16 protein-coding genes and 2 pseudogenes are annotated in these 22,519 nt (G+C 44.7%); 8 read left to right on the forward strand and 10 right to left on the reverse strand.

The genetic code is table 11. The annotated features are described in order from the left end of the window. Positions 1 to 131: 131 nt before the first annotated feature. From D908_RS0119525 to D908_RS07950, 4 genes and pseudogenes are all read left to right on the forward strand, one after another. Complete coding sequence (locus tag D908_RS0119525) at positions 132 to 359, forward strand: hypothetical protein (RefSeq protein WP_002022671.1); 228 nt, start codon at positions 132 to 134, stop codon at positions 357 to 359. A gap of 160 nt (positions 360 to 519) precedes the next feature. Beyond that, a pseudogene (locus D908_RS20505) lies at positions 520 to 681 on the forward strand (L-threonine 3-dehydrogenase); the annotation flags it as partial. Between the two features lie 338 nt (positions 682 to 1,019). Continuing rightward, positions 1,020 to 1,994, forward strand: a complete 975-nt coding sequence (locus D908_RS07955) for a DUF1852 domain-containing protein (RefSeq protein WP_005525019.1) — start codon at positions 1,020 to 1,022, stop codon at positions 1,992 to 1,994. A 30-nt stretch (positions 1,995 to 2,024) separates the two neighbouring features. Further along, a complete protein-coding gene (locus tag D908_RS07950) occupies positions 2,025 to 3,056 on the forward strand; it encodes a methionine synthase (protein ID WP_005525021.1) in 1,032 nt (343 codons plus the stop codon). Positions 3,057 to 3,139: 83 nt separating this feature from the next. On the opposite strand, the gene D908_RS07945 is transcribed toward D908_RS07950, so the two are convergent. The 5 genes from D908_RS07945 to D908_RS07925 all read right to left on the reverse strand — a co-directional run bounded on the left by D908_RS07945 (position 3,140) and on the right by D908_RS07925 (position 7,567). Next, positions 3,140 to 4,501: a heavy metal sensor histidine kinase gene (locus D908_RS07945; protein WP_005525023.1), complete on the reverse strand. Its 1,362-nt coding sequence runs from the start codon at positions 4,499 to 4,501 to the stop codon at positions 3,140 to 3,142. Then, positions 4,494 to 5,186, reverse strand: coding sequence for a heavy metal response regulator transcription factor (locus D908_RS07940; protein WP_005525025.1), 693 nt, complete (start codon positions 5,184 to 5,186; stop codon positions 4,494 to 4,496). Before D908_RS07940 ends, D908_RS07945 begins: the two co-directional genes overlap by 8 nt. A gap of 98 nt (positions 5,187 to 5,284) precedes the next feature. Beyond that, complete coding sequence (locus tag D908_RS07935) at positions 5,285 to 5,662, reverse strand: DUF3316 domain-containing protein (protein ID WP_005525027.1); 378 nt, start codon at positions 5,660 to 5,662, stop codon at positions 5,285 to 5,287. 324 nt (positions 5,663 to 5,986) lie between these two features. Further along, on the reverse strand, positions 5,987 to 6,934 hold the full coding sequence (pbpG, locus tag D908_RS07930) for a D-alanyl-D-alanine endopeptidase (protein ID WP_005525029.1): 948 nt from the start codon (positions 6,932 to 6,934) through the stop codon (positions 5,987 to 5,989). A 396-nt stretch (positions 6,935 to 7,330) separates the two neighbouring features. Further along, complete coding sequence (locus D908_RS07925; protein ID WP_000369569.1) at positions 7,331 to 7,567, reverse strand: hypothetical protein; 237 nt, start codon at positions 7,565 to 7,567, stop codon at positions 7,331 to 7,333. Between the two features lie 242 nt (positions 7,568 to 7,809). Between D908_RS07925 and ompW the strand changes: the two genes are divergently transcribed. Then, positions 7,810 to 8,454, forward strand: coding sequence for an outer membrane protein OmpW (ompW, locus tag D908_RS07920; protein ID WP_005525031.1), 645 nt, complete (start codon positions 7,810 to 7,812; stop codon positions 8,452 to 8,454). A 386-nt stretch (positions 8,455 to 8,840) separates the two neighbouring features. Beyond that, positions 8,841 to 10,677 (forward strand): annotated as a pseudogene (locus tag D908_RS0119535) (M4 family metallopeptidase). A gap of 135 nt (positions 10,678 to 10,812) precedes the next feature. Here the strand turns inward: D908_RS0119535 and D908_RS07915 are convergent. The 5 genes from D908_RS07915 to D908_RS07895 all read right to left on the reverse strand — a co-directional run bounded on the left by D908_RS07915 (position 10,813) and on the right by D908_RS07895 (position 20,375). Then, positions 10,813 to 12,651, reverse strand: coding sequence for a sensor domain-containing diguanylate cyclase (locus tag D908_RS07915; RefSeq protein ID WP_005525033.1), 1,839 nt, complete (start codon positions 12,649 to 12,651; stop codon positions 10,813 to 10,815). A 21-nt stretch (positions 12,652 to 12,672) separates the two neighbouring features. Next, positions 12,673 to 13,968, reverse strand: a complete 1,296-nt coding sequence (locus tag D908_RS07910) for a methyl-accepting chemotaxis protein (RefSeq protein WP_005525035.1) — start codon at positions 13,966 to 13,968, stop codon at positions 12,673 to 12,675. Positions 13,969 to 14,276: 308 nt separating this feature from the next. Beyond that, positions 14,277 to 16,664, reverse strand: a complete 2,388-nt coding sequence (locus D908_RS07905; protein ID WP_005525037.1) for a VolA/Pla-1 family phospholipase — start codon at positions 16,662 to 16,664, stop codon at positions 14,277 to 14,279. 14 nt (positions 16,665 to 16,678) lie between these two features. Then, positions 16,679 to 17,914, reverse strand: a complete 1,236-nt coding sequence (locus tag D908_RS07900; protein ID WP_005525039.1) for an outer membrane protein transport protein — start codon at positions 17,912 to 17,914, stop codon at positions 16,679 to 16,681. Positions 17,915 to 18,296: 382 nt separating this feature from the next. Then, positions 18,297 to 20,375: an alpha-amylase gene (locus D908_RS07895; RefSeq protein WP_005525041.1), complete on the reverse strand. Its 2,079-nt coding sequence runs from the start codon at positions 20,373 to 20,375 to the stop codon at positions 18,297 to 18,299. Positions 20,376 to 20,670: 295 nt separating this feature from the next. On the opposite strand from D908_RS07895, the gene D908_RS07890 reads away from it, so the two are divergent. Beyond that, entirely contained in the window at positions 20,671 to 21,594 is a 924-nt protein-coding gene (locus D908_RS07890) for an aldo/keto reductase (protein ID WP_005525042.1), read from the forward strand. A 274-nt stretch (positions 21,595 to 21,868) separates the two neighbouring features. After that, positions 21,869 to 22,519 carry a hypothetical protein gene (locus tag D908_RS07885; protein WP_005525044.1) on the forward strand — a complete coding sequence of 217 codons (651 nt, stop codon included), beginning with the start codon at positions 21,869 to 21,871 and terminating at the stop codon, positions 22,517 to 22,519.

The following is a 22,519-nucleotide window of genomic DNA, read 5'->3' on the forward strand; positions in this document are numbered from 1 at the left end:
ATGTGAAAATTTTTATCAAATGGGTTTTGCTCTTGCTCGTATCTACCAGCTTAGCTCTGGTGATATTGGGAACGTTATTGTTCAAGTTGGAGTCTTCTCATACTCCAGATGATGCTCAGGTTATTGGGCGTATGCTTTGGTTTCCAGAACCCACGGCAAGAGGGCTTAGTATTGTAGAAAGCCGTCACCCTATTTACAGGATTAGGGTCACTTGTGGTTCGCCCGATGAGATTTGTCATGAAGGTCAGTTTGCGTATAAAGGCAACAAACTCAGTGGCATCGAACTGACAGATTTTGCGAGCTACTTAGGGGAAGAGATCGTATTAAAAAATGGCGAAAGTTTAGAACCTGTAGAGTAGAGAAGAGATTGTAACTTACTGATTTAATATACTATCGATGGGATTAATCAGTTTTTAGGCAGTAGAAATACAAGGGTTTAAACTTATAGCCCCATTTTAGCCCCAATGATGGTGGCCTTGCCGTTAATGCATTGATTTTAAAAAACAAAAATGAATGGTGCGCAATATGTTTGAAACTTGGTATAAGATGGCGAGCCTGATTCAATCGGGTCTTGATATCAGCCCAATTATCACTCATCACTTCAAAGTGGATGACTTCCAAAAAGGCTTCGACATCATGCGCAGCGGGGCTTCCGGCAAAGTAATCCTCGATTGGCAGTAACCGAAAATCTCTCCACAAAGCGCTCCGTAAGGGGCGCTTTGTTTTTTGGCTATAAACAGTAAGGTGAAAAACACGACCTAATACAGCCTTTCAAAAGCCTTAATTTAGCCCTAAAAGAGTGATAGTCCAGTATTGATGGTGTAGATCAGTTTTATAACAGACGTAATTTCATCTTCTGTTTTAATATTTTTTATGTGAGCACACCAAACATGAATTTTTCTCATAGTTAACATCAAGTAACAACATTATTAACGTTATAGTTAACCAGTTATAAATGAGTCATGAATTTAGCGAAGGATGATTTTAGTTTCATCTAATTCACACGGAAGATAACGCTCATGACTCAGAATTTTACATTTACTATTAAAAAGACTCGTCTTGATGAAAATTATCATCCATCAGACAACACTCGTATCACGACTAACTTTGCAAACTTAGCTCGTGGCGAACATCGTCAGCAGAACTTGCGTGGTGTATTACACATGATAGACCGCCGTTTCAACGACTTGGCTTGTTGGGATAACCCAACGGGTGACCGTTACTCGGTCGAGTTGGAAATTATCTCTGCTGATATCAAAATGGAAAGTACAAGCGACACAATTCCATCCATTGAAGTGCTAAAAACCTATATTGTTGATCGCAAGACAGATCAACGCATTGAAGGCATTGTAGGTAACAACTTCTCTTCTTATGTTCGTGATTACGATTTTAGCGTGCGTTTACTTGATCATAATAAAGGCAAATCGCAATTCTCTGTACCAGAAGATTTTGGCCTTTTGCATGGCAGCATATTTAAGTCATTCGTTAACTCAGAAAGTTACAAACAAAACTTCACAAAATCACCGGTGATTTGTTTAAGTGTTTCAGATAGCAAAGTGTATAACCGCACGAACAACCAACACCCTATTCTGGGTGTTGAATACGAGCCGAATGATTTGTCGTTAACTGAACAATACTTCCAGAAAATGGGCCTACAAGCTCGTTACTTCATGCCGAAAAATAGCGTTGCGCCATTTGCTTTCTACTTCTTTGGCGATCTGCTAAACGATTACACCAATTTGGAACTTATCAGCACGATAAGCACCATGGAAACATTCCAAAAGATTTATCGCCCTGAGATTTACTTTGCTAACACAGTATCAGGAGAACGTTATCAGGCGAATTTGAAAAGCGATACCCATTCTTTAACTGGCATTGTGTATGACCGCGAAGAGCGCACTCAACTCGCTATAAAACAAGGTAAGTATGCTGAAGAAGTCTTCATCAAACCTTATCAATCGGTTCTTGAACAATGGTCAGCGCAATACGCTTAATCGTCAACGAGATAGTAGAACAGCCAGATTATGACAAAATTACTCCCAACTTCGACGGCAGGTAGCCTGCCTAAACCTATATGGCTAGCTCAACCAGAGGTACTTTGGTCTCCTTGGAAATTAGAAGGACAAGAGTTGATAGACGGTAAATATGATGCGCTACGTCTTGCACTGCATGAGCAATTAATCTCAGGGGTAGACATTGTGAGCGACGGTGAACAGACTCGTCAGCACTTTGTGACCACTTTTATAGAACATCTACATGGCGTTGATTTTGAAAATCGCCAAACGGTGAAAATCCGTGACCGTTACGAAGCTAGTGTGCCAAGCGTTGTGGGGCCAGTGTCTCGACAAAAAGCGGTGTTTGTAGAAGATGCAAAATTCCTACGCTCTCAGACAGATAAACCCATCAAGTGGGCACTGCCTGGGCCTATGACTATGGTTGATACTCTTTACGATGCACACTATAAATCTCGTAAAACATTAGCACTTGAGTTCGCTAAAATTCTGAATGAAGAAGCAAAAGAGCTTGAAGCAGCAGGTGTGGACATCATCCAATTTGATGAACCAGCGTTCAACGTTTTCTTTGATGAAGTGAATGATTGGGGTATCGAAGCTCTTGAGCGTGCTATCGAGGGCTTGAAATGCGAAACCGCAGTACATATTTGTTATGGCTACGGGATCAAAGCCAATACTGATTGGAAGAAAACGCTAGGTAGTGAATGGCGTCAATACGAAGAAGTGTTCCCTAAACTGCAACAGTCAAATATCGATATCATTTCTCTAGAGTGTCATAACTCTCATGTACCAATGGAGTTACTAGAATTGGTACGTGGCAAAAAAGTGATGGTTGGTGCTATTGATGTAGCAACAAACAGCATTGAAACACCAGAAGCAGTTGCCGCGACCCTCCGTAACGCACTGAAATATGTCGATGCCGACAAGCTCTACCCATGTACAAACTGTGGTATGGCACCACTGTCTCGAGATGTTGCACGCGCAAAACTCAGTTCATTAAGCGCTGGTGCTGAAATTGTGAGAAACGAACTCTTAGCTAAATAAAAACGTGTATTTCCAATCCCCAAACTACCTTCTATGCAGGTGGCTTTTTACAACTTTTAAAAACAGGACATTGGGCAACTATGCTAGGAATACATAGCGGAATGTAAAGTTATCTGGAACTCTGTACACTCATTCTCTGACTTGACAATGATTTTTCCATCATAGGCCTGAACGATTGATTGTGCGATCGATAATCCCAGGCCCGCCCCAATGCTACCGAAGTGTTGGCGTGATTTATCTACTCGATAAAATCGGTCAAAAAGATAGCGTAGATTTTGTTGAGGAATCGTTTCTCCTTGATTGGTGACCGAGATAGTGAGCTGTCCTCCTGTATTTTGTACATCGATGACAATCGTTGATTCAGCATAGGAGTGCCGAATCGCATTGGAAAGTAAGTTCCCAATTGCTCGCTCAAACATGTTTTTATCCATGAAGAGTTTACCTTCACCAGTACATTTTATTTTTATTGAGGCATCATCAGCCAATATCTCAAAATATTCGGTCAGACGTGAAAGCACGTCCTGAACTGAGAAGAGTTCATTGTTGCGATTAATCAGTTTGTTTTCCGCTTTGGCGATGTATAACAAGTCGTTGATGGTTCGAGTAATGCGGTTAAGTTCTTCTAAGGTAGAAGCAATGGCATCCTGATACTCCTCTGGAGTTCTACGGTTACCGAGTATGACCTGATTCTGTGTCATGATATTGGTTAATGGTGTTTTCAATTCATGGGCGATATCAGAAGAAAGTTCGCTTAAGCGTAGAAACCCAGTTTGCAATCTATCCAACATGGCATTGTGCGTGTTCGCCAGATCTCTTAATTCGGTAGGTACGGATTCAGGGGTGAGGCGTAAGTTCAACTGTTCAGGTGATATTTGTTGGATGTGCTGATTCAATGTTGCAATGGGTTCGAGTCCACGCTTCACAATAAGGCTGCTGTAAGCGGAAGAGACTAAGAATGCGAAGCCGAGTGACCAAAATAAAATCCAATTAAGTTTGTCCAAAAAGAGCATGTGATGATTGATGCTCATACCTAAAACGATGACATATTTTCCTGATTTAAACGCGAAGGCTCGAATAAATAGGGAATCCTCGCTCCATTCTATTGCTTTCCCTGGGTTTAAAGTATGTGGTGAACTGAGAGGATAGGCTCCCTCGACGGGGATCTTAAGGCTAGAATTTTGGAAAATAACGTTTTGACCATCTAACACCCACATATTCAATGAGTTATTACTTGATTGCTTAAACAATGCTTCTGGCGACTTTTCTAGTTCCTGATTAATGACATAGAACTTACTTGAGATATAACTGAAATCTTGAACGTAAAAATGACGCTCTATCGCGTATTGAAGAATGAAAGCCAACGAAAAGTAAGTCAAAAACGTTGTTCCAATGAACATCAGAATGAGCTTTTTTTTCATGGAAAACGGAAGTGAAAATTTAAGCATTGGATAGATCTTCTAGCTTGTACCCCATTCCTCTTACGGTATGAATCAATGGTTGTTCGAACGGCTTATCTACTTTATTACGTAGGCGCTTTACTGCCACATCGATAACATTGGTGTCACTGTCAAAATTCATATCCCAGACCAGTGAGGCGATGGTGGTACGTGAAAGCACTTGATCCTTTTTACGCATTAACAGCTCTAACAGTGCGTATTCTTTGGCGGTGAGGATCATGGATTGTCCTGAGCGAATAGCCACTCGTTTTATCATGTCGAGTTCGAGGTCAGCCACGCGCAGTATTTGGGGCGATTCAATTTGTTGCGAAAGGCGATGATGACGAAAAATATTTTGAATTCTGGCCAATAACTCCGCAAATGCATACGGCTTTACCACGTAATCATTTGCTCCTAGCTCAAAACCACGCACGCGATCTTCTACTTGTTCTTTGGCTGTGAGCATGATAACCGGAATGTGAATTCCGCTACTACGCAGAGTATTCAGCACCTGCCAGCCATCGAGCTTGGGCAGCATAATATCCAGTAGAATAAGGTCATAAGTCTCACTTGTTGCATGATAGAGCCCATCGACACCGTCGCAGACCAAGTCCACAACATACCCAGATTCAATTAAGCCCTTCTTCAGATAATCTCCGGCTTTTTGTTCATCTTCAACGATCAGTATTTTCAAAGTCTTTTACCTTGAATTGTGGTGTGGGTTTATGGCTTTGCACAAAATGAAAAGAGTATGCTGTTAAAAAGCTATACTCTTTTCGATGGGCTGGATGGCTAGCGATTATTATCACGTGTCGCATAATGCACTTTTATGCTCACTTTGCCCATATATTCCAGTTGACCATCCGTATTCATGCGTTCTTGTACCGTCACAAACCCACCTTCTTTGAGATGTACGCTACGAGAGGCAACATCAAAGTCCCATATATTCAGTTCTTTAAGTAAATCTTTAGAGGTCATCAATTTCAGAGAGCTGAGTTCTGCTAACGCTTGTTTATAAGCTTCATTTGACGTTGAAGTAGGGGGGACTGAGATGGTTTTTATTTCTTCGCGGTTTACATAGTTTCCACCAACGAAAAGTGGTTGAGCAAGTGCAGAGGCACTGGTCATTGCGATTACGGTTGCGATAAGAGCAGTTTTGATAGATTTCATATTTTTAACCTTGAGTGCTTGTTTTCAATGACTCTATTTTCAACAATGCCCCTGACACTACTCTTTCTTCAGAATGACATTTTTGTCATAAAGCTGAAAGGAGCATGTTGGGTAGCCATTAAATCTGCATATCACCACCTCCAATAAGCAAGTGCTCTCGTATCATATTTTTTAAGATGTATGAAGATCAATACGCTAACATGTTAGCCTGTCGCTATTCTAGTTATATACGACAGATGTTTATTAGTCGCTTGTTAAGCTTGGTCAAAACAGAAACATTGATGAAACAGGTATTTCATTCGCATACAAAACTATTATCAAAACTTAGTGGTTACTGATTTTTGCGATCTGCTCTTGGTTGCGTTGCTTTTTATATTGTTTCGCATCGGCGGGGAGTGGGGTAACTTTGCCGGTTTCTAGCCATGTGCGTAGGCGGTTAGCATCACCGACTGGGGAAAGTTTGCCCTTGGTATCAAGCACCACGAAAGCCACTTGGCGTTTCCCCATTTGGGTGCGCATCACAAGGCAATGCCCAGCAGCATTGGTGAAGCCAGTTTTGGTCAGATCAATCTTCCAGTTATCGTTAAACACCAATCGGTTTGTGTTTCGGAAATCAAGAGAATATCGTGGTTTTGCAAAGGTCACGGTTTTCTTCTCAGTAGCGCTAAGTTGGCCGAGCATGGGGTATTTTTTACTGGCTTTGAGTAACAACACCAGATCGCGTGCGCTGGAGACGTTTTTCTCTGAAAGACCGGTGGGTTCAACAAACCGAGTGTTTTTCATCCCTAAGGCTTTGGCTTTGTTATTCATCGCTTTGATAAAGGCTTTATAGCCACCAGGATAATGGTGGGCAAGGCTGGCGGCGGCTCGGTTTTCCGAAGACATCAAGGTGAGCAGTAACATGTCTTTACGGCTAATTTCACTGCCGATACGTACCCGAGAGTGTATTCCCTTCATCTCCTTTGCTTCTTTTATCGTGATGGGTAGCTTAGTGTCCATGGGTAATTTAGCGTCTAAGGTGACAATCGCCGTCATGAGTTTGGTGACGGAAGCTATGGGTCTAACGGCATCCGGGTTGCTCGAATAGATAACCTCGTTGGTTTTCAGATCGATCACCAGTGCGCTGTTAGCAGCAAGTTCCTGCTTTTTTACGGTTTTCTTTACCGTAGCTTTGGGTGTGGCAGTGGCCGAATCGGCGGAATGCGTTGGTGCGGCAATCAGTAAATTGCTGCATACCAAGAGAACACTACCAAGGAGAGAAAGCTTCTTCATTTTGAATTCACTAAGCGGTTAATTAAGACAAAGGTTCGGTATGTAACAGGGCTGATGTTAAGTATAAGAGGCCTAGTTTCGGAGAAGTAGGAAGCAACATGGAAATATATTTCTGCGCCTGTTGTGCTCAAATACTGGACAATTCCGGATTGCGGTATACGGTTTTGCGCGCTGAGCTTATGTGAAATTCAATATTTAGAAAAGATGTACATCTGATGCGAGTCGCACTTAATGATAAAGTTTGAGTACTAAAGCGCGGTTTAAAGCCGTCAGCCCTGTTATAGCGGGTGTTTTTTACTTTTTTGAGCCGAGATAAACCACAAAGATTGAGTGTGCGCCTCCTGCGAGGCGCATTTGGGATGGTTTGAATATCTGGTTAAGTAAAGACAAGTGCATTCAATGAGTCACGTTGGCGACCAACTCTTCAAACTGAGAGATATCCCAATCACTTAAACTGTCGGTGACCTTGCCAACCAAAGGGAGTAAGCGCCAAGCTTCACGCTCGCGAAAAGGGTGGTTGGTGATCACCGCAAAGCCTGCCACGCAACATCTGCCGCCTCTGGATCGAATGAAATCGGCAATCGTATTAACGGCTTCATCACTGTATGACTCGATCTTGTAGAGATTGTCCATGTCGTTATCCTCCACTAAGGGAACAACGAATCTGTTGCATATTTGATGCCACCATGGCACGGCAAGGCCGCATTAGATGAGTGTTAAGAATGTTTGCAAAAAGTGATGCAAGTTGCAAAAACACATTATTCATGTGCCTAAATGATGCAAATTGATTTCCATCAAGTTTGTGTGGTTTTTGTGTGCTACTGTGCGGCGCAACACAAAGATAACAACATAGCCCTACAAAAAAGGAAAACGTCATGAAACAAACAATTTGCGGCGTAGCCGTGCTTGCAGCCCTTATCTCCGCTCCTGTATTGGCTCACCAAGAAGGTGATTTCATTGTACGTGCGGGTATTGCTTCGGTAGTACCTAACGACAGCAGTGACAAAATTCTCGGCAGTCAAAGCGAACTTTCAGTCAACAGTGATACTCAGTTGGGATTAACATTGGGGTATATGTTCACTGATAACATCAGTTTCGAAGTATTGGCTGCGACGCCTTTTTCACACAAAATTTCTACCGATCTTTCGAACCTAGGTGATATTGGTAAAACCAAGCATCTGCCGCCGACTTTCATGGTTCAATACTATTTTGGCGAAGCAAACTCTACGATTCGCCCATACGTGGGTGCAGGCTTGAACTACACCACTTTCTTTGATGAAGGCTTCAACAGCACAGGTGAAGGTGCAGGTCTGAGTGATCTGAAACTGGATGATTCATGGGGTCTGGCTGCAAATGCGGGTGTGGATTACATGCTTAATGACAGTTGGTTCCTCAACGCTTCTGTGTGGTATGCCAATATTGAAACGACGGCAACCTACAAAGCAGGTTCTGATGCCAAATCTACCGATGTGAAAATTAATCCATGGGTATTTATGATCGCTGGTGGCTATAAGTTCTAAACCCGTTTGAATTAAGCTAAGCCGCTCAATGAGCGGCTTTGTTTTCTCTCATTTTTCAATGTGATATCCCTCCAATTTCACGGCTGCGCTTTCTTTTCTCTTCATTACTGCCGTCGGGTGTTTATTTAAAAAGACGCAAATTTATCAATAGAAAATTATCGACCTGATTTATAAAGCATTAAATTTTCTGTTCATGTGTGGCACTTGGGCTTAATGAGTAGTTTGTGACACGTAAACTTCACACCCAGCATTTACTTTTTTCTAACCCAGCTTTGGCGTTTTCAATTTATCTGTACCACCTTGAGTGGACACGTAATTTTACGTGCAATCGGCGTTGATAGGAGCGGTTCAACGCTTAATAAACTCAACATCTCTAGGATTGAGAAATGAAACAGATACAACGTCCTCTGAATTGGCTAATTCTGGCCGGTGCGGCTACCGGTTTCCCTCTTTACGCAGCGCAAATGGTGACAATTGATGATGTGTCGATTGTCGAACAAGCGCTTGCACAACAGCAATACAGCGTGGTGCCTGCGGCTAGTGGTTTTAAAGCCGTGAATACGGTTCAACTTCCCAATAGCAAAGTGAAAGTGCGCTATCAGCAGCTTTACAATGGCGTGCCTGTGTACGGTACTGTCGTGGTGGCGACAGAATCGAAAAAAGGCATTTCTCAGGTGTACGGCCAAATGGCACAACAGTTGGAAGCCGATCTTCCCACTGTGGCACCTGATATCGAAAGCAAACAAGCCATTGCTTTGGCGGTGAGTCATTTTGGTCAGCAGCATGCGATCGATGTAGGCCAAACATTGCCAATTGAAAATGAAAATGCACAGTTGTTGGTGCGTTTGGATGAAAACCAACAAGCGCAACTGGTGTACTTGGTGGATTTCTTTGTTGCTTCAGAAACGCCAGCACGCCCGTTCTACTTTATTAATGCGGCAACGGGAGAAGTACTGGAGCAGTGGGATGGTATCAACCATGCCGTTGCAACAGGAACGGGTCCTGGCGGCAACCAAAAAAACGGGCCGTTATGAATATGGCAGTAATGGTTTACCCGGTTTCAGTATTGATAAAACGGGCACCACCTGCACCATGAATAACAGTGCAGTAAAAACAGTGAACCTCAATGGGGGAACCACAGGTTCAACGGCTTTCAACTATGCCTGTAACGACAGCACCAATTACAACAGTGTGAAAACCGTGAACGGGGCTTATTCACCGCTTAACGATGCTCACTACTTTGGTAAAGTCGTGTTCGACATGTATCAGCAGTGGCTGAATACTTCCCCATTGACCTTCCAACTGACCATGCGTGTGCACTACGGCAGTAACTATGAGAATGCGTTCTGGGATGGTCGGGCAATGACGTTTGGTGACGGTAATACCCGTTTTTATCCTTTAGTGGATATTAACGTCAGTGCGCACGAAGTGAGCCACGGTTTTACCGAGCAAAATTCTGGCCTTGTCTATAAAGATATGTCGGGTGGTATTAACGAAGCTTACTCAGATATCGCTGGTGAAGCCGCTGAATTCTTTATGCGTGGCAGTGTCGACTGGGTCGTGGGCTCCGATATCTTTAAATCGGCGGGCGGATTGCGTTATTTCGATCAACCATCGCGTGATGGACGTTCGATAGATCACGCCTCTCAGTATTACAGCGGTATGGATGTTCACCATTCTAGTGGTGTCTTTAACCGTGCGTATTACTTACTCGCGAATAAAGCGGGTTGGAACGTGCGCAAAGGCTTTGAAGTGTTTGCCGTTGCCAACCAGTTGTACTGGACGCCAAACAGCACGTTTGATCAAGGGGCATGTGGAGTGGTGAAAGCGGCTCAGGATCTCAGCTATAACACGGCTGATGTTGTGGCAGCGTTTAACACAGTCGGTGTGAACGCCGCTTGTGGTACAACGCCACCCAACAATAACGTCTTGGAAAAAGGCAAGCCGATCACAGGACTGACAGGCTCAAGCAATGGTGAAGATTTCTATACATTCACGGTAGCGGCGTCAGGCAGTGTCGTCGTATCCACCAGCGGTGGTACGGGTGATGTGGATCTGTATGTTAAAGCGGGTAGCAAACCGACAACCACGTCTTGGGATTGCCGACCATACCGTCCAGGCAATGCGGAACAATGTACCATTTCAGCATTAGCGGGCACGACTTACCATGTAATGTTGCGTGGTTACAGTAACTACTCTGGTGTCACATTAAGCCTCAATTAGTCGAGTGATTAATGTAATAACCTAAGTGAAAGCAAACGCTCCATATTTTTATGGGGCGTTTATTTCTTCGGTTGGAAAATCTATTCTTTTTCAAAGCCCTGTTTCTGTAAGATATTATTTGAGAAAGTCAGGCGGTTAAGATACGTTATTTCGTCCTTTGCTCTTTGATTCATACAGTTTTTCGTCGGCATCACGAGCCCATTCATCTACATTTTTAAAGGCAGTTGAAAATTGTGAGACACCCGCACTAAATGTAACCTTGATGATTGCATCATCGAATTTAAAAATATGGTTTTCTACAATTTCCCGGCAGCGTTCAATAATTTTTAAGGACAATGGTAGACTCGTTGCTTTGAGAAGGACGATAAATTCCTCACCACCAATGCGAGCGAATATATCAATATCCCGAAATTGCTTAGATAGCAGCTCTGAGAATTGTTTTAATATCGAGTCTCCAGCCATATGGCCGTATGTATCGTTGATTTTTTTGAAATGGTCGATGTCTATTATGGCCAGGCAATTGTTATTCAAAGGATGCGAGGCGATATTAAAACTATGGAAAATTTTATCAGTATGTTGGAAGAAACTATTTCGGTTGGGTAAGCCAGTCAGGAAGTCATGCTCGGCATTAAATCGAAGTGTTTCCTCTATAATGTTGCGTTCATCTTCAAGCTTTCTGGCATGGATGAGACTGCCCATCATGGCGACCAAAGGCATCAGAGCATCAATGATATCTTGATGATATCCATCGGCTCTATTCGCAATCGCTATCATCCCTGTAATGGTATCGTTCGTACGAATCGGAATGCCTAAAAACGATTTGATTTTTGGGTGGCCAGGTGGAGTTCCTTTACTGGCTGAATGTGATTCGGGGTCATTCGTGCAAACAATGACATTCTCTTTAATAACTTGACCAAATAAATTGTCAAAGTTTCGGAATAAAAGCCCATTATTAGTGCTTTTTTGATTTTCATACCATTCTTTCGTGTCCTTATTCCAACTTAAATTTGTGATAGAAGGAATATATAGCAAGACTTCATCTTGCTGTTTTTGGATGATCCCAATGAAGCCAAATTCGCTGTCAGTCAGGTGTAGGATGGGATCTAATATCTGATCGCAGGCATGAGGTAAATTTCTATTCAGTAAAAAATTTTGTTGGGCATTAGCGATGATGGAGGAAATGTCATGCTGCATTTTTAATGACTTTTCCATTTTAATGTTTTCGCTTATATCATAAGCGTATTTTGTGATTTTGAATATTTTTCCATCTGAATCATAAATGGGGTTGTAAGAGGCTTGAATCCAAAAATGTTTCCCATCAAAACCGATTCTTTCAAATTTTCCACTGATGAACTCACCATTTCGTAATCTATTCCAAAACAGCGCATAGTCGGGGGAGCCAGTAAACTCAGGAGGGCATAATACGCTGTGGTGTTCCCCCGTGATTTGTTTTGGATTATAACCAGATAGCTTGCAGTAGTTAGCATTTACATATGAGATATGACCATCCAAATCAAACTCTATGACTGATTGAGAACGATATATAGCGTCGATTCTCGATTTGTTATAGGCCTCTTTATTCCTTTTCTCGGTAGTATCTACCGCGAGCTTTAAAATGCCGATGACAGCTCCGCTATTATCTTTAATTTGAGTGTAAGACGCATTAATCCAGACATCCATTCCGAACTTATTGATGCGTCTAAACTCACCTGACATAATGTCACCACGCAAAACTCGAGACCAAAATGCATCATGTTTATCCTGATCATTTCTATTCAAAAGCTTTCGATGATGGAAACCAATTAATTCTTCTTTAGTGTAGCCAAATAAATTTAAGAAATTATCATTTAAAGTGACGATGTTCCCTTGTGTATCAAACTCAACAATGCTAAACGCTCGATCAAGCGCATCAATTTTTGCTTTTTCATCGTACAGCTTAATCGAATTATCCTTTGTTGAATCAAAGTAGATCATCACCAATTACTCCTGTTGGCTTCATAGCGATAATTTCTGTACGGTTTCGGATACAGAATTTGCATCGTGCATAATTTCATCTATCACACTTGCAATATCATTCGCTTGAAGCTGTCCTTCTGACGCATTTTTTGAAACCGTTTCCACGGTTTTCGTTATTTTTGAGGCAATATCTGAATTTTTTCTAATAACGGTAACAATCTCATCGGCCGAGCTGGAGGTTCTTCCGGCAAGTTGCCGCACCTCGTCTGCCACCACCGCAAAGCCTCTACCTTGCTCACCAGCGCGTGCGGCTTCAATCGCCGCATTGAGTGCCAATAAGTTGGTTTGGTCAGCAATGCCACTTATGGTGGAAATAATGGATTCGATATCCTTAGATTGTGTATTTAGCATGCTGATTTGTTCGCTGACATGACCGACTGATAGGGTGACATTGTTGGTGGCATTCAATAATTTTCGAATCACATCATGCCCTTTATTTGAGCTTTCAACCGTATCATTTGCAATGCTGCACGCCTTCGTGGCCGCTTCTTTAATTAAATTGGCACGTTCTACTCGTTCAGTAATATTGCTCGCGATTTTAATGATTTTTACAACCTTTCCTTCATGGTTATAAATGGGATTATAGGTTGCTTCTAACCAGATTGGCTGTCCGTGGCGATCGATTCTCTTGAATAGCCCCTGTTTTATTTCACCAGATGCCAATTCATGCCAAAAATCAGGATGCTCTCGGTAAAAATCTGAATCACAAAACATTCGATGGTGCTTTGATATAACATCGTCTAAGCGATACCCCAAGCAGGTCAGGAAGTTATTGTTTGCCGCTAATACATTGCCTTCAGGATCGAAATCTATGACCGCCAAGGATTTATCTAAAGCCGTGATCAAAGCTTGGTTTCTCTCAAGTTTTGACTGTTGTTCAGTGACATCGGAAGCTAATTTGGCCACTTTTACGACTTGGCCATCAATGATGGTTGGGAAATAGGTTGCTTCAAGCCAAACGGCTTTATTGGATTTTGATCTGCGAATAAAGCGTCCTCTTTGGGATTTGCCTTGCCTTAATTCACTCCAAAGTTTTTTATATTCTGCGGTTATTACATCTTCAGGGAAACATAACTCTTTATGATGCTTTCCGATAACCTCTTGTTTTTCATATCCAAACATTCTTAAAAGGTGGTCATTCACATCAAGAATGTATCCATCAGGAGAAAATTCGATATAGGGTACTTGCGTATAAACAGCTCTATGAAATGCTGCATTGTAAATGGAAATATCATTGTTTTTGGTATCCACGACATCCTTTTTTCCCCACCACATACACGCTCCTTATCGATATAAATTTTATTTTTACAAAGACTCGCTACCTCATAGATCTATAGAACAATGTTGATACTTTTGTCATTACAGGCAAGCCTTGTTTTCCCATAGGCGGCACACTTTTTGTCGGAGCTTAAAAGTCAGTGGAATGCTTATTGTGTTTTGCCATTGATGGCTTTCCGTTTAACTAATATTAATCTCCATATAACTCACTGTTTAATAGGGTTGTGATTGTCATTAAAAAAAGCGCACTCGGTGAGTGCGCTTTGGACTGTTGTTCGGACACCCAGCAGGTGTTATTTCTTGCCTTACTTCAATACTGTCGTGTCAGCAATGGCACCTAAGCTGTCATCCACAAGGAAGTCAGCTGTTTCTGTTTGCATCTCGACATGATGACTGTAGTCTGCAAGGCCTGAGTCTTGTGGTGCAACGAAAGTAGAGTGTTTCGCTGTACCGTTAAACTGGACGAAGCTGGCCGTTGCTGAAGGCGCTGTCTGTCCCGCATTCACCGCGGTTAAGCTAAGCAATTCAGCCAGAGGCTCGGTACCTGCGAAATCAGGGCTTAGATAGACTAGAGTACCCAATGGGTTGCTGACTTTGTTTGGTACCACGCTGTCCTCATTCACTTCCGAGAAATAGAGCGAAGTAGAAAGAGCGCCACTGCGTAGCTTAGTGCTGACCACAGAATACGGATCAATCGTATCTAATAGTGTTTGTGCGGCGTAAGAAAATGATTGGAAGCCCGAGGTCACTTGTGCGATCTGCTCTTGTGTTGCCAATGTGGTGAACAAGTTATAGCACGCCGTATCGTCTAGGCTGGCACACTGTGCATCAGCAAACCCTTTGTACTCAGTGCTCGCGCTTAACGCGACATTGTGTTTGATTTGCGGGCCAAAGAACTCCGAACCTAAGAGCAGGTTGGAAATTTGACCACCCGAGTTTTGAATCGCCGCGCCAGAAAAACTGTACAAGGCATTGGCAGAAGCTGAACCCAATGTTTTGTTACTTTCAGCGATGGCTGAAGTACCAACAATGCCGCCTAACGAATGCCCCAGCATGCGCACTTTTGAGCCCATTCCAACATTGATGCCAGAGAGTGGCGTACCGCTGAACAGCGATTGGGAAAGGGTTAATGCCGCACGCAGCCCCAGCACATCCAGAATACTTTGGCGTAAATTATCACGAGCCACTGCCAAGTAAGTCAGGTTGATATAGGCAAGCGCATTGCTGTTTGCTGAGCGCGAACTGTCCAAACTGCGTTCACCGTGAAGCGGTAGATCAATGGCGATCACCGCAAGCCCTATTGCCGTCAGGTTTTTCGCGAAAGCGTACGCGTTCTCTTTCGCTGAAGTGACACCGTGTTGATAAATCACGATATTGGTTGGCGTGCTGCTGTTTGGCGTAAAGAGCAGGAACGGCACATCTTGCACAGACTTCACTTTCGGTACTGGCGAATAACGCGTGATGTAACGTTCAGGGTCAAGCTGACTGCCATCCGATTTGGTCAAGGTGAGGCCAATCAGTTTGAGCTGTTCACTGGTATCCGTCGCAAGCTTGCTGGTATCGACCCCTGCGGCGAGCAATTGTGCGCCGATCGTGAGCTGTTCATTACTGTCTGCTAACGCCGCTTTGATCTTTGCAAGGCTCGGCATTGCGGATTCAAAAGGTTGAGTATTCCAGTTACTGCCTGTTTCTAGGTAGTAAGGCAGACGTACTGTACCTTTGGTGACGTTAACCGAGTTTGCAGTATATGTGGCTAAAATAGCCGCTTTTTTATCTGCGCCAATATAGGTGCTGAAATTGTTGTCGGCCGTTAGTGCCGCGGCGAAATCAACGGGTGTTTCTAACTGCATGGTGTAAGCGGTATTGAGCCCAATTCCGGTTTGCTTCCAAACGGTTTCTAATTGGTTGCTGCCGCTGGCAAAAGCTGATGCCGTTGCGCCACGAGTCGCAAACAGTGTGTTACTCACCGATTGAGTGGAAAACCATGTGGAATAGACGATTTGAGTCTCATCGACACCGCTCAGCTGGAAGATTTTTTCAACCCCTTGAGTTACTTTTTGCAGCGTCGCAATGTCGCCCTCGGTGTACATCTTGTTTTTTGATTTCAGTGCCGCATAACTGGAAGAAGTGCCCACTGGATCGCCGTTAGTATCTGCAACTTCCGAGGTCACTGCCAAAATGTATTCCGAAGAAGCATTAAGCGCTTTTTTAGGCATAATGATGATTTTATCGGAAGCGGCGCTCGATATGGCGGTGTAATCCGCACCATTCGCTAATAACCTCTTGATGCTGGGAGATCCCGTCATCGAATCGGTTAACTCGTACAAATAAATGCCCGAAGAGATAATGCCATCGGCTAAGCCTGTTCCTTTAAAATCAAGAAACAGTGGCATAGTGATTGGCCAGCCATCCACTTGCCCCATCGCGACTAGTGGGTTAGCTCCGGAAGTATCACTTCCCGGCGGAATTTCTAACGTGCCATCATTGGCATTCATCAAAGCAAAAGAAGGCAGAGGCACATTGGCATTGCTGCCACTTAAAGCAAATTTAATGGTGGTGTCACGTTTCAACGCTTGTTGAATATAGGATTCATATTCGACAAGCGAGCTAGCACCTGAGCTGGTGGTTTCATTGCCACAGCCAGCTAACCAGAGCGCTGAGCAGAGAAGGGAGAGCTTGATAACCTGTTTCATGTTTGACTCCGGAATTAATTAAAGCGGTAATTCAATTGCAAGGCGCTGATATAGGCGACAGCCTCAGAATCAAATTTGAGGCTCTGACCAATCTGATTTTTCTCGTTAAAGGAGCCTTTGCGGCTTTGTACCAGTGCGAAACCCGCATCCATAGTCAATTGTGGGGTGATGGAGTAGGTGAAGCCCGCCGAATACCAGAAACGGTCACTGTCAGGAATACTCAACGTTGCTTCGCCAGCTTGTTCATCAAAAGCCAATCCTGCACGCAGTGTCCAAGCTGCATTCAGGGTGTAAGTGGCTCCTGCAGACCAGCGTCCGTTGTCTTCGTATTTTTCAATTTTCTGGAAACAAGTGCCGTTTTTACATTGGCTGGAAGTTGCGGTGAGCTCTTTAAAGCTGCTCCAATCCGTTTGCTGATAGCTGTAATGCACGGCCCATTGGTCGTTGAGTTGGTGGAAACCGGAGAGCTCCCAAATCGCAGGAAGTTCGATTTTGAGTTGCCCCGGAAAGACTGCGCTGGTAGCAATGCCGGAGTCATAACTGGAGAATTCACCATCATCAAAATTGAGTTTAACTCGTGAGCGATAGCCAAAACCGATGCGGTTTTGGTCGTCCAATTCGTAAAGTGCGCCAATGTTCCAGCCCACACCAAAAGTTTCGCCCGTCATACCAATCAAGTTATCGCTAGGATTTCCACCGACAAAAGGTGCTAATCCTCCTTTATGGCGTGTTAATTCTGCTTTTGCAGCAACCAGATCTAAACCGAAACCTAGACTGAATTCTTGATTCACTCGGTAAGCGATATTGGGGTTGAGATTGACGGAAATTAAAGAGGTATCTCCCGCTAAATCGCCTGCGTAAATCTCATTGGGGTAGTCGGTCGCCACACCGTAAGTGGTAAACATGGCAAAACCCCATGCCCATTTTTCATTGATTGGGCTGATGTAGTAAGCCGCTGGCACAATTTGCAGTGGCGCGACATCTTTCATTGATTGGTTGTTCGAAAGATCATCCACGTTGACATCGGGATCGACGATCGACAACGCTCCGGAAAATTGTGCTGTCTCAAACAGCATCATTGCAGCGGGGTTACGCGCCAGCACGCTGGCATTGTCTGCCACGGCCGCTTCACCTGCAAACGCTCGGCCTAAACCGGATGCGGAGTGTTCGGCCACTTGAAAGCCGGCAGCACTGGCTTGCCCTACTAAAAGTGCGGAAATACAAGCAGCAAGAGAAGATTTGTTCAACATTCTCGACCTCCTGAGGTCTTAGTTATTGTCGTTATTCCATTGACGATCCAGCGAGTCACTTACCTTCGACATAGCCGCTTTGCCGTGAAAAACAAAACGCCTAAAGCCCGGGAAAAGGTCACGCGAAATTTGATGTTAAATTTGTGTTAACCAGATGTCAAAGAAAATGGAGGTGTTATTTTTTAAAAGGAGGCGAAAGATAGATATTTAATTCAAATGAATCAATGAATTAAATTGATTTTCTGGTTGTACCAGTATGAGTTTGCAGAGTTTACAGCGAGTTACAACGAAAGGATGATATTTAGACGTTTTCTTATTGAATAAGACATGAAATGAAAACGTTAGAGAAGGAGCATATTCAATATGCTCCTTATTGAATTGATTAACGGCCCACGAAAGCGACAACGACTTTATCTTCACCTAGCTGACGAGTGAAAAGATAAGCGTTGGGCTGAGCGATCTCGCGATGTGTTCCTGCCCCAATGGCAGGGTGACGTTGGCGAAATTGTCCCAAGGTTTGCCAGTGTTTGAGTAAAGCTTGCTGCTCGGCATTCCATTCCCACGGCATATCAGAACGTGTGCCTTGGTGGAAGTCATCGGCGTAAGGTCCGGCTTCGCGAGCGACTTCATCCCCGTAATAAACTTGGATGGCACCCGGTGTGAGCAGTAGGGCATTGGCGGCATTACGTTGCATCTCGAATGATTTAAAGCGGCCAAAGAACAGCTCAGTATCATGGGAAGACATGTAACTCACTGAGTTGAAATCAAGGTATTTTGCAAGTGTCTGCGCGTAATCGCGATACACCATCGCCATTTGGCTTAAGCATGCAGCGCCATTATCCATGCGTTTTTGGATGTCAAAGTTAATCAGCGCATCAAAACCATCATCGAAATAGGGGCTGCGATAGGCACTGTGTCCCCATACTTCGCCCATCATCCAAAACGGTTCGCCGCTCTGCTGGTTTTCCTTCCGCCATGCCGCGAGGTTTTCGGTTGCCCGCTGTTTTAATCGTTGCCAAACTTCGCCTTCGACATGTTTTACTGTGTCGATGCGGAAACCATCGATGCCGAAGCGGCGCACCCAATCACTTTGCCACTCAATCAAGTAATCCGCGACGCTGTAGTTTGGTTTACTCACCACTCGTGTACCCGGATTGTTGAGCAGCCATTGCGGTGGTGTAACCGCTTGAGTCGACTCGGTGCGAAAATCGGGCAAGCCTGCTAAGTTCATGGTGATGTCGCTGCTGCCTGGTTTGGGGTAGTTTGGAAGCCCCGCGCGTACCCAATCACCGCCCCACCATCGCTTCCAGTTTTCACTTTGGTAATCCATCGCTTGATGGAAACTGTGCCAGTTCTGGTCGGCCTTGGGTTTCCAATCACTCCAACGTTCAGGCAGCATAGGGGCGTTAACCACTTGTACCGCATCTTGCTGCAAGTCGGCTAATGTGGCGTAGCCGGCATGGTTAATCACGGCATCCATCAGGACTTTAATACCACGGCGATGTGCTTCACGCACTAAGGTCTGTAGATCTTCATCCACTCCGAAGTTGGCATCAATCTTAGTGAAATCACGTGTCCAGTAACCGTGATACGCATAGAACGGGAATGAACCTTTCTCGCCGCCGCCGACAAAGCCGTGCACTTGTTCAACAATCGGTGACAACCAGATCGCATCGGTACCTAAGCTTTTAATGTGATCGAGTTTGGCGATCACACCTTTGAGATCCCCACCGTGGAAGGTGCCGATCTCTTCTTGTCCGTCGTTTTGTCTGCCGTAGCTGTGATCATTGTTTGGGTCAGCGTTGTAGAAGCGATCGACCATTACGAAATAGATATTGGCATTGCGATAGGTAAACGGCGGAACTTGGGGTTGATTGGTTTTAGGCAGCGGCTTTGGTTCAAGCAGCACTAAACCGCCGCTGTCGGGGGAAGGTGTTAGGCGTACTTTGCCATGTTGGACGGTCACCATTTGTCCGGTAAACGCGTCTTTTAATTCGGTGCCATCGACGAAACTGTCTGCCAAATCTAAAGTCACTTCACCCCCTTGGTACACCTCACAGCTGACATTAGGAATCGGGCGGCGAAATTCGGTTTTCGCAGCTTGGGTGGTTTGGCGCACTAAGGTAAGCGTATTGTTTTGCGCTTGCCATTGGAATGCATAATCACCACTAAAACGAATGTTCAGTGGTAACTCGGTTTTGGCTCCGCAATTGAGGGCAAGCGGTGTATTGAATTTTACGGCTAGCGTGGGGGCTGCCGGACAATGTCCTTCAATACCACTGATGGTGAGGGTGTAATCGCCTTTGGTCAGCGGAATCACCAGTGGCGCATCAGCTTGCAGCGGAAAATCACGGCTGTTGGTGGTGGTCGCTACAGTTAAGTTGGCGGTTAAATTGGGTGAGGCTAAGGCTGGTAGCGCCAAGGCTGACAGCAGTGACAAGGTCAGAGGGTTGAGTTTCATCGTCTATCCTTAGTGGGGCGGCTTTCTTACCTGCGCAAATGTCAGTGAGCCGTTTTTGATTCAAAAAAGGATAAGTCGCTAAGTGCTAACCGACATCATTCTTGGCTCTACGCCTTGTTAACTTGCACTGAATCACAACTTGTCCACGGTAGGCGTAGAAATGAACGTTTTCATTGTGTGTCATGCGATAAAAAATCCAAGCTAAGTCACAACTTCACCGATAGATATTGATAGGTTTTGCGCCGAGCTAGCCTCCTGCTTAGGATGTCGCTTAGTGAAAAACAGGAGAATGACAATGCAACAACAGGCAACCGTACAGAAAGTCACTATGGCGCAACAAGGGCCAGAGCTGTCTGAATTGGTTCAAGGTTACTGGCGATTGGCAGAATGGAACATGACTCCCCAGCAGCGCTTAACCTTTCTTAAGCAGCATATTGAGTTGGGGATCAGCACCGTCGATCATGCAGATATTTACGGCGGTTATCAGTGTGAAGCCTTGTTTGGTGAAGCATTAGCACTTGAGCCATCGCTGCGTGAGCAGATCCAGATTGTCACTAAATGCGATATTAAACTGTGTAATCCCAGCTTCCCAGAACGCAAAATCAACTACTACGACACCAGTGCCGCGCACATCTATCAATCGGTCAACAATTCGTTAGAGCGCTTAGGCGTTAATGAAATTGATGTGCTGCTGATCCACCGTCCAGATGTGTTGATGAATGCCGATGAAGTCGCGGAAGCGTTCTCTGAGCTGCACAAAGTCGGCAAAGTGAAACACTTTGGTGTATCCAACTTCACGCCAGCGCAGTTTGATTTGCTGCAATCACGCTTGGGCAAGCTGTTGGTGACGAACCAAGTGGAAATCAACCCACTTAATTTTGAAGTGGCACACGATGGCACCTTGGATCAATTGCAACGCCTGCGTATTCGTCCAATGGCGTGGTCATGCTTGGGCGGCGGTGCCATTTTCTCTGGTCAGACTGAGCAAACGCAGCGTGTACGTGCAGTGTTGGAAGAGATCCGTGCTGAACTGGGAGCTGAGTCGATTGAACAAGTGATTTATGCTTGGGTACGCAGTTTGCCAAGCCAGCCGTTACCGATCATCGGCTCAGGCAAAATCGAGCGCGTTGAAAGTGCGATTGCCGCGCTGTCGTTGCAACTCTCTCGTGAACAATGGTACCGAGTGTGGGTGGCTTCTAAAGGTCACGGTGTACCGTAACCTTCCAAACCGTTTCATCTTCTTGCGCCAGTCTCTGTACTGGCGCAGTTTTTTTCGGGTTAGCCGAACTTTAATCCCCGTTGTTCCGCTCTTTACACCAACCGTTCATCTTAGCGAAATACCATTCACGCCAGAAAATGACCTTTTATCGCAAACCACGATCACTTCGTGTTGCGCTGGGTAAACTTCCCGAATTCCAGATTGCTTGGACCTTGTGGCGGTAAGTACTACCAGCAGTTTGGACCGTTTCACGTTACCGAAAAGGACATTTCGCATGAAAACTCGCAATCTGTTTTTCTTCCCTGCTTACGTGGTTGGGGCTTTGTTGAGCTTACTGGCTTGGCAAGCTTTGGCTCTGCCGACCGAAGCCATGATCCAACGTTACAATCAAGCCGCACAAGGAGATACCCAACTGGTGGAACCTTTGTACACCGAGCTAGAAAATCTCATTGAGCAAGAAGGGGCAACGGCACTGTCTTTGGTTTATTTGGGCAGTACGCGCACTTTGATGGGGCGTGATGCCTTCTTGCCATGGAAAAAAATGCGTTTTAGTGAAGAAGGGCTTGCCACGATCGAAAAGGGGCTTTCGTTACTCAATCGGGATGCCTCGAGTCCGGAAGAACGCCGCAATGGCTTACCGACACGCATGCTCACAGTAGCGATAGCGGCGGCAACGTATACCTCAATGCCAGACATGTTTAACCATTTTGAGCGTGGATACGATCTCTACCTTACTCTGCTGTCCGAACCTGATTTTCAGGCGCAACCATTTGCCGCCACCGCATGGATTTACCATTTAGCCATTGTGGCGGCACTGCGTGCTGAAGATAAAGAGCAAGCACGTCTTTGGGTGGAAAAAATGCAACAAACGGATGCCAACCATCCCGAGACTCAGCAAGCGCAAGCCTTGCTCGAACAAGCTTAG

This window comes from Vibrio mimicus CAIM 602 (assembly GCF_000338875.1).
GTDB lineage: Bacteria > Pseudomonadota > Gammaproteobacteria > Enterobacterales > Vibrionaceae > Vibrio > Vibrio mimicus.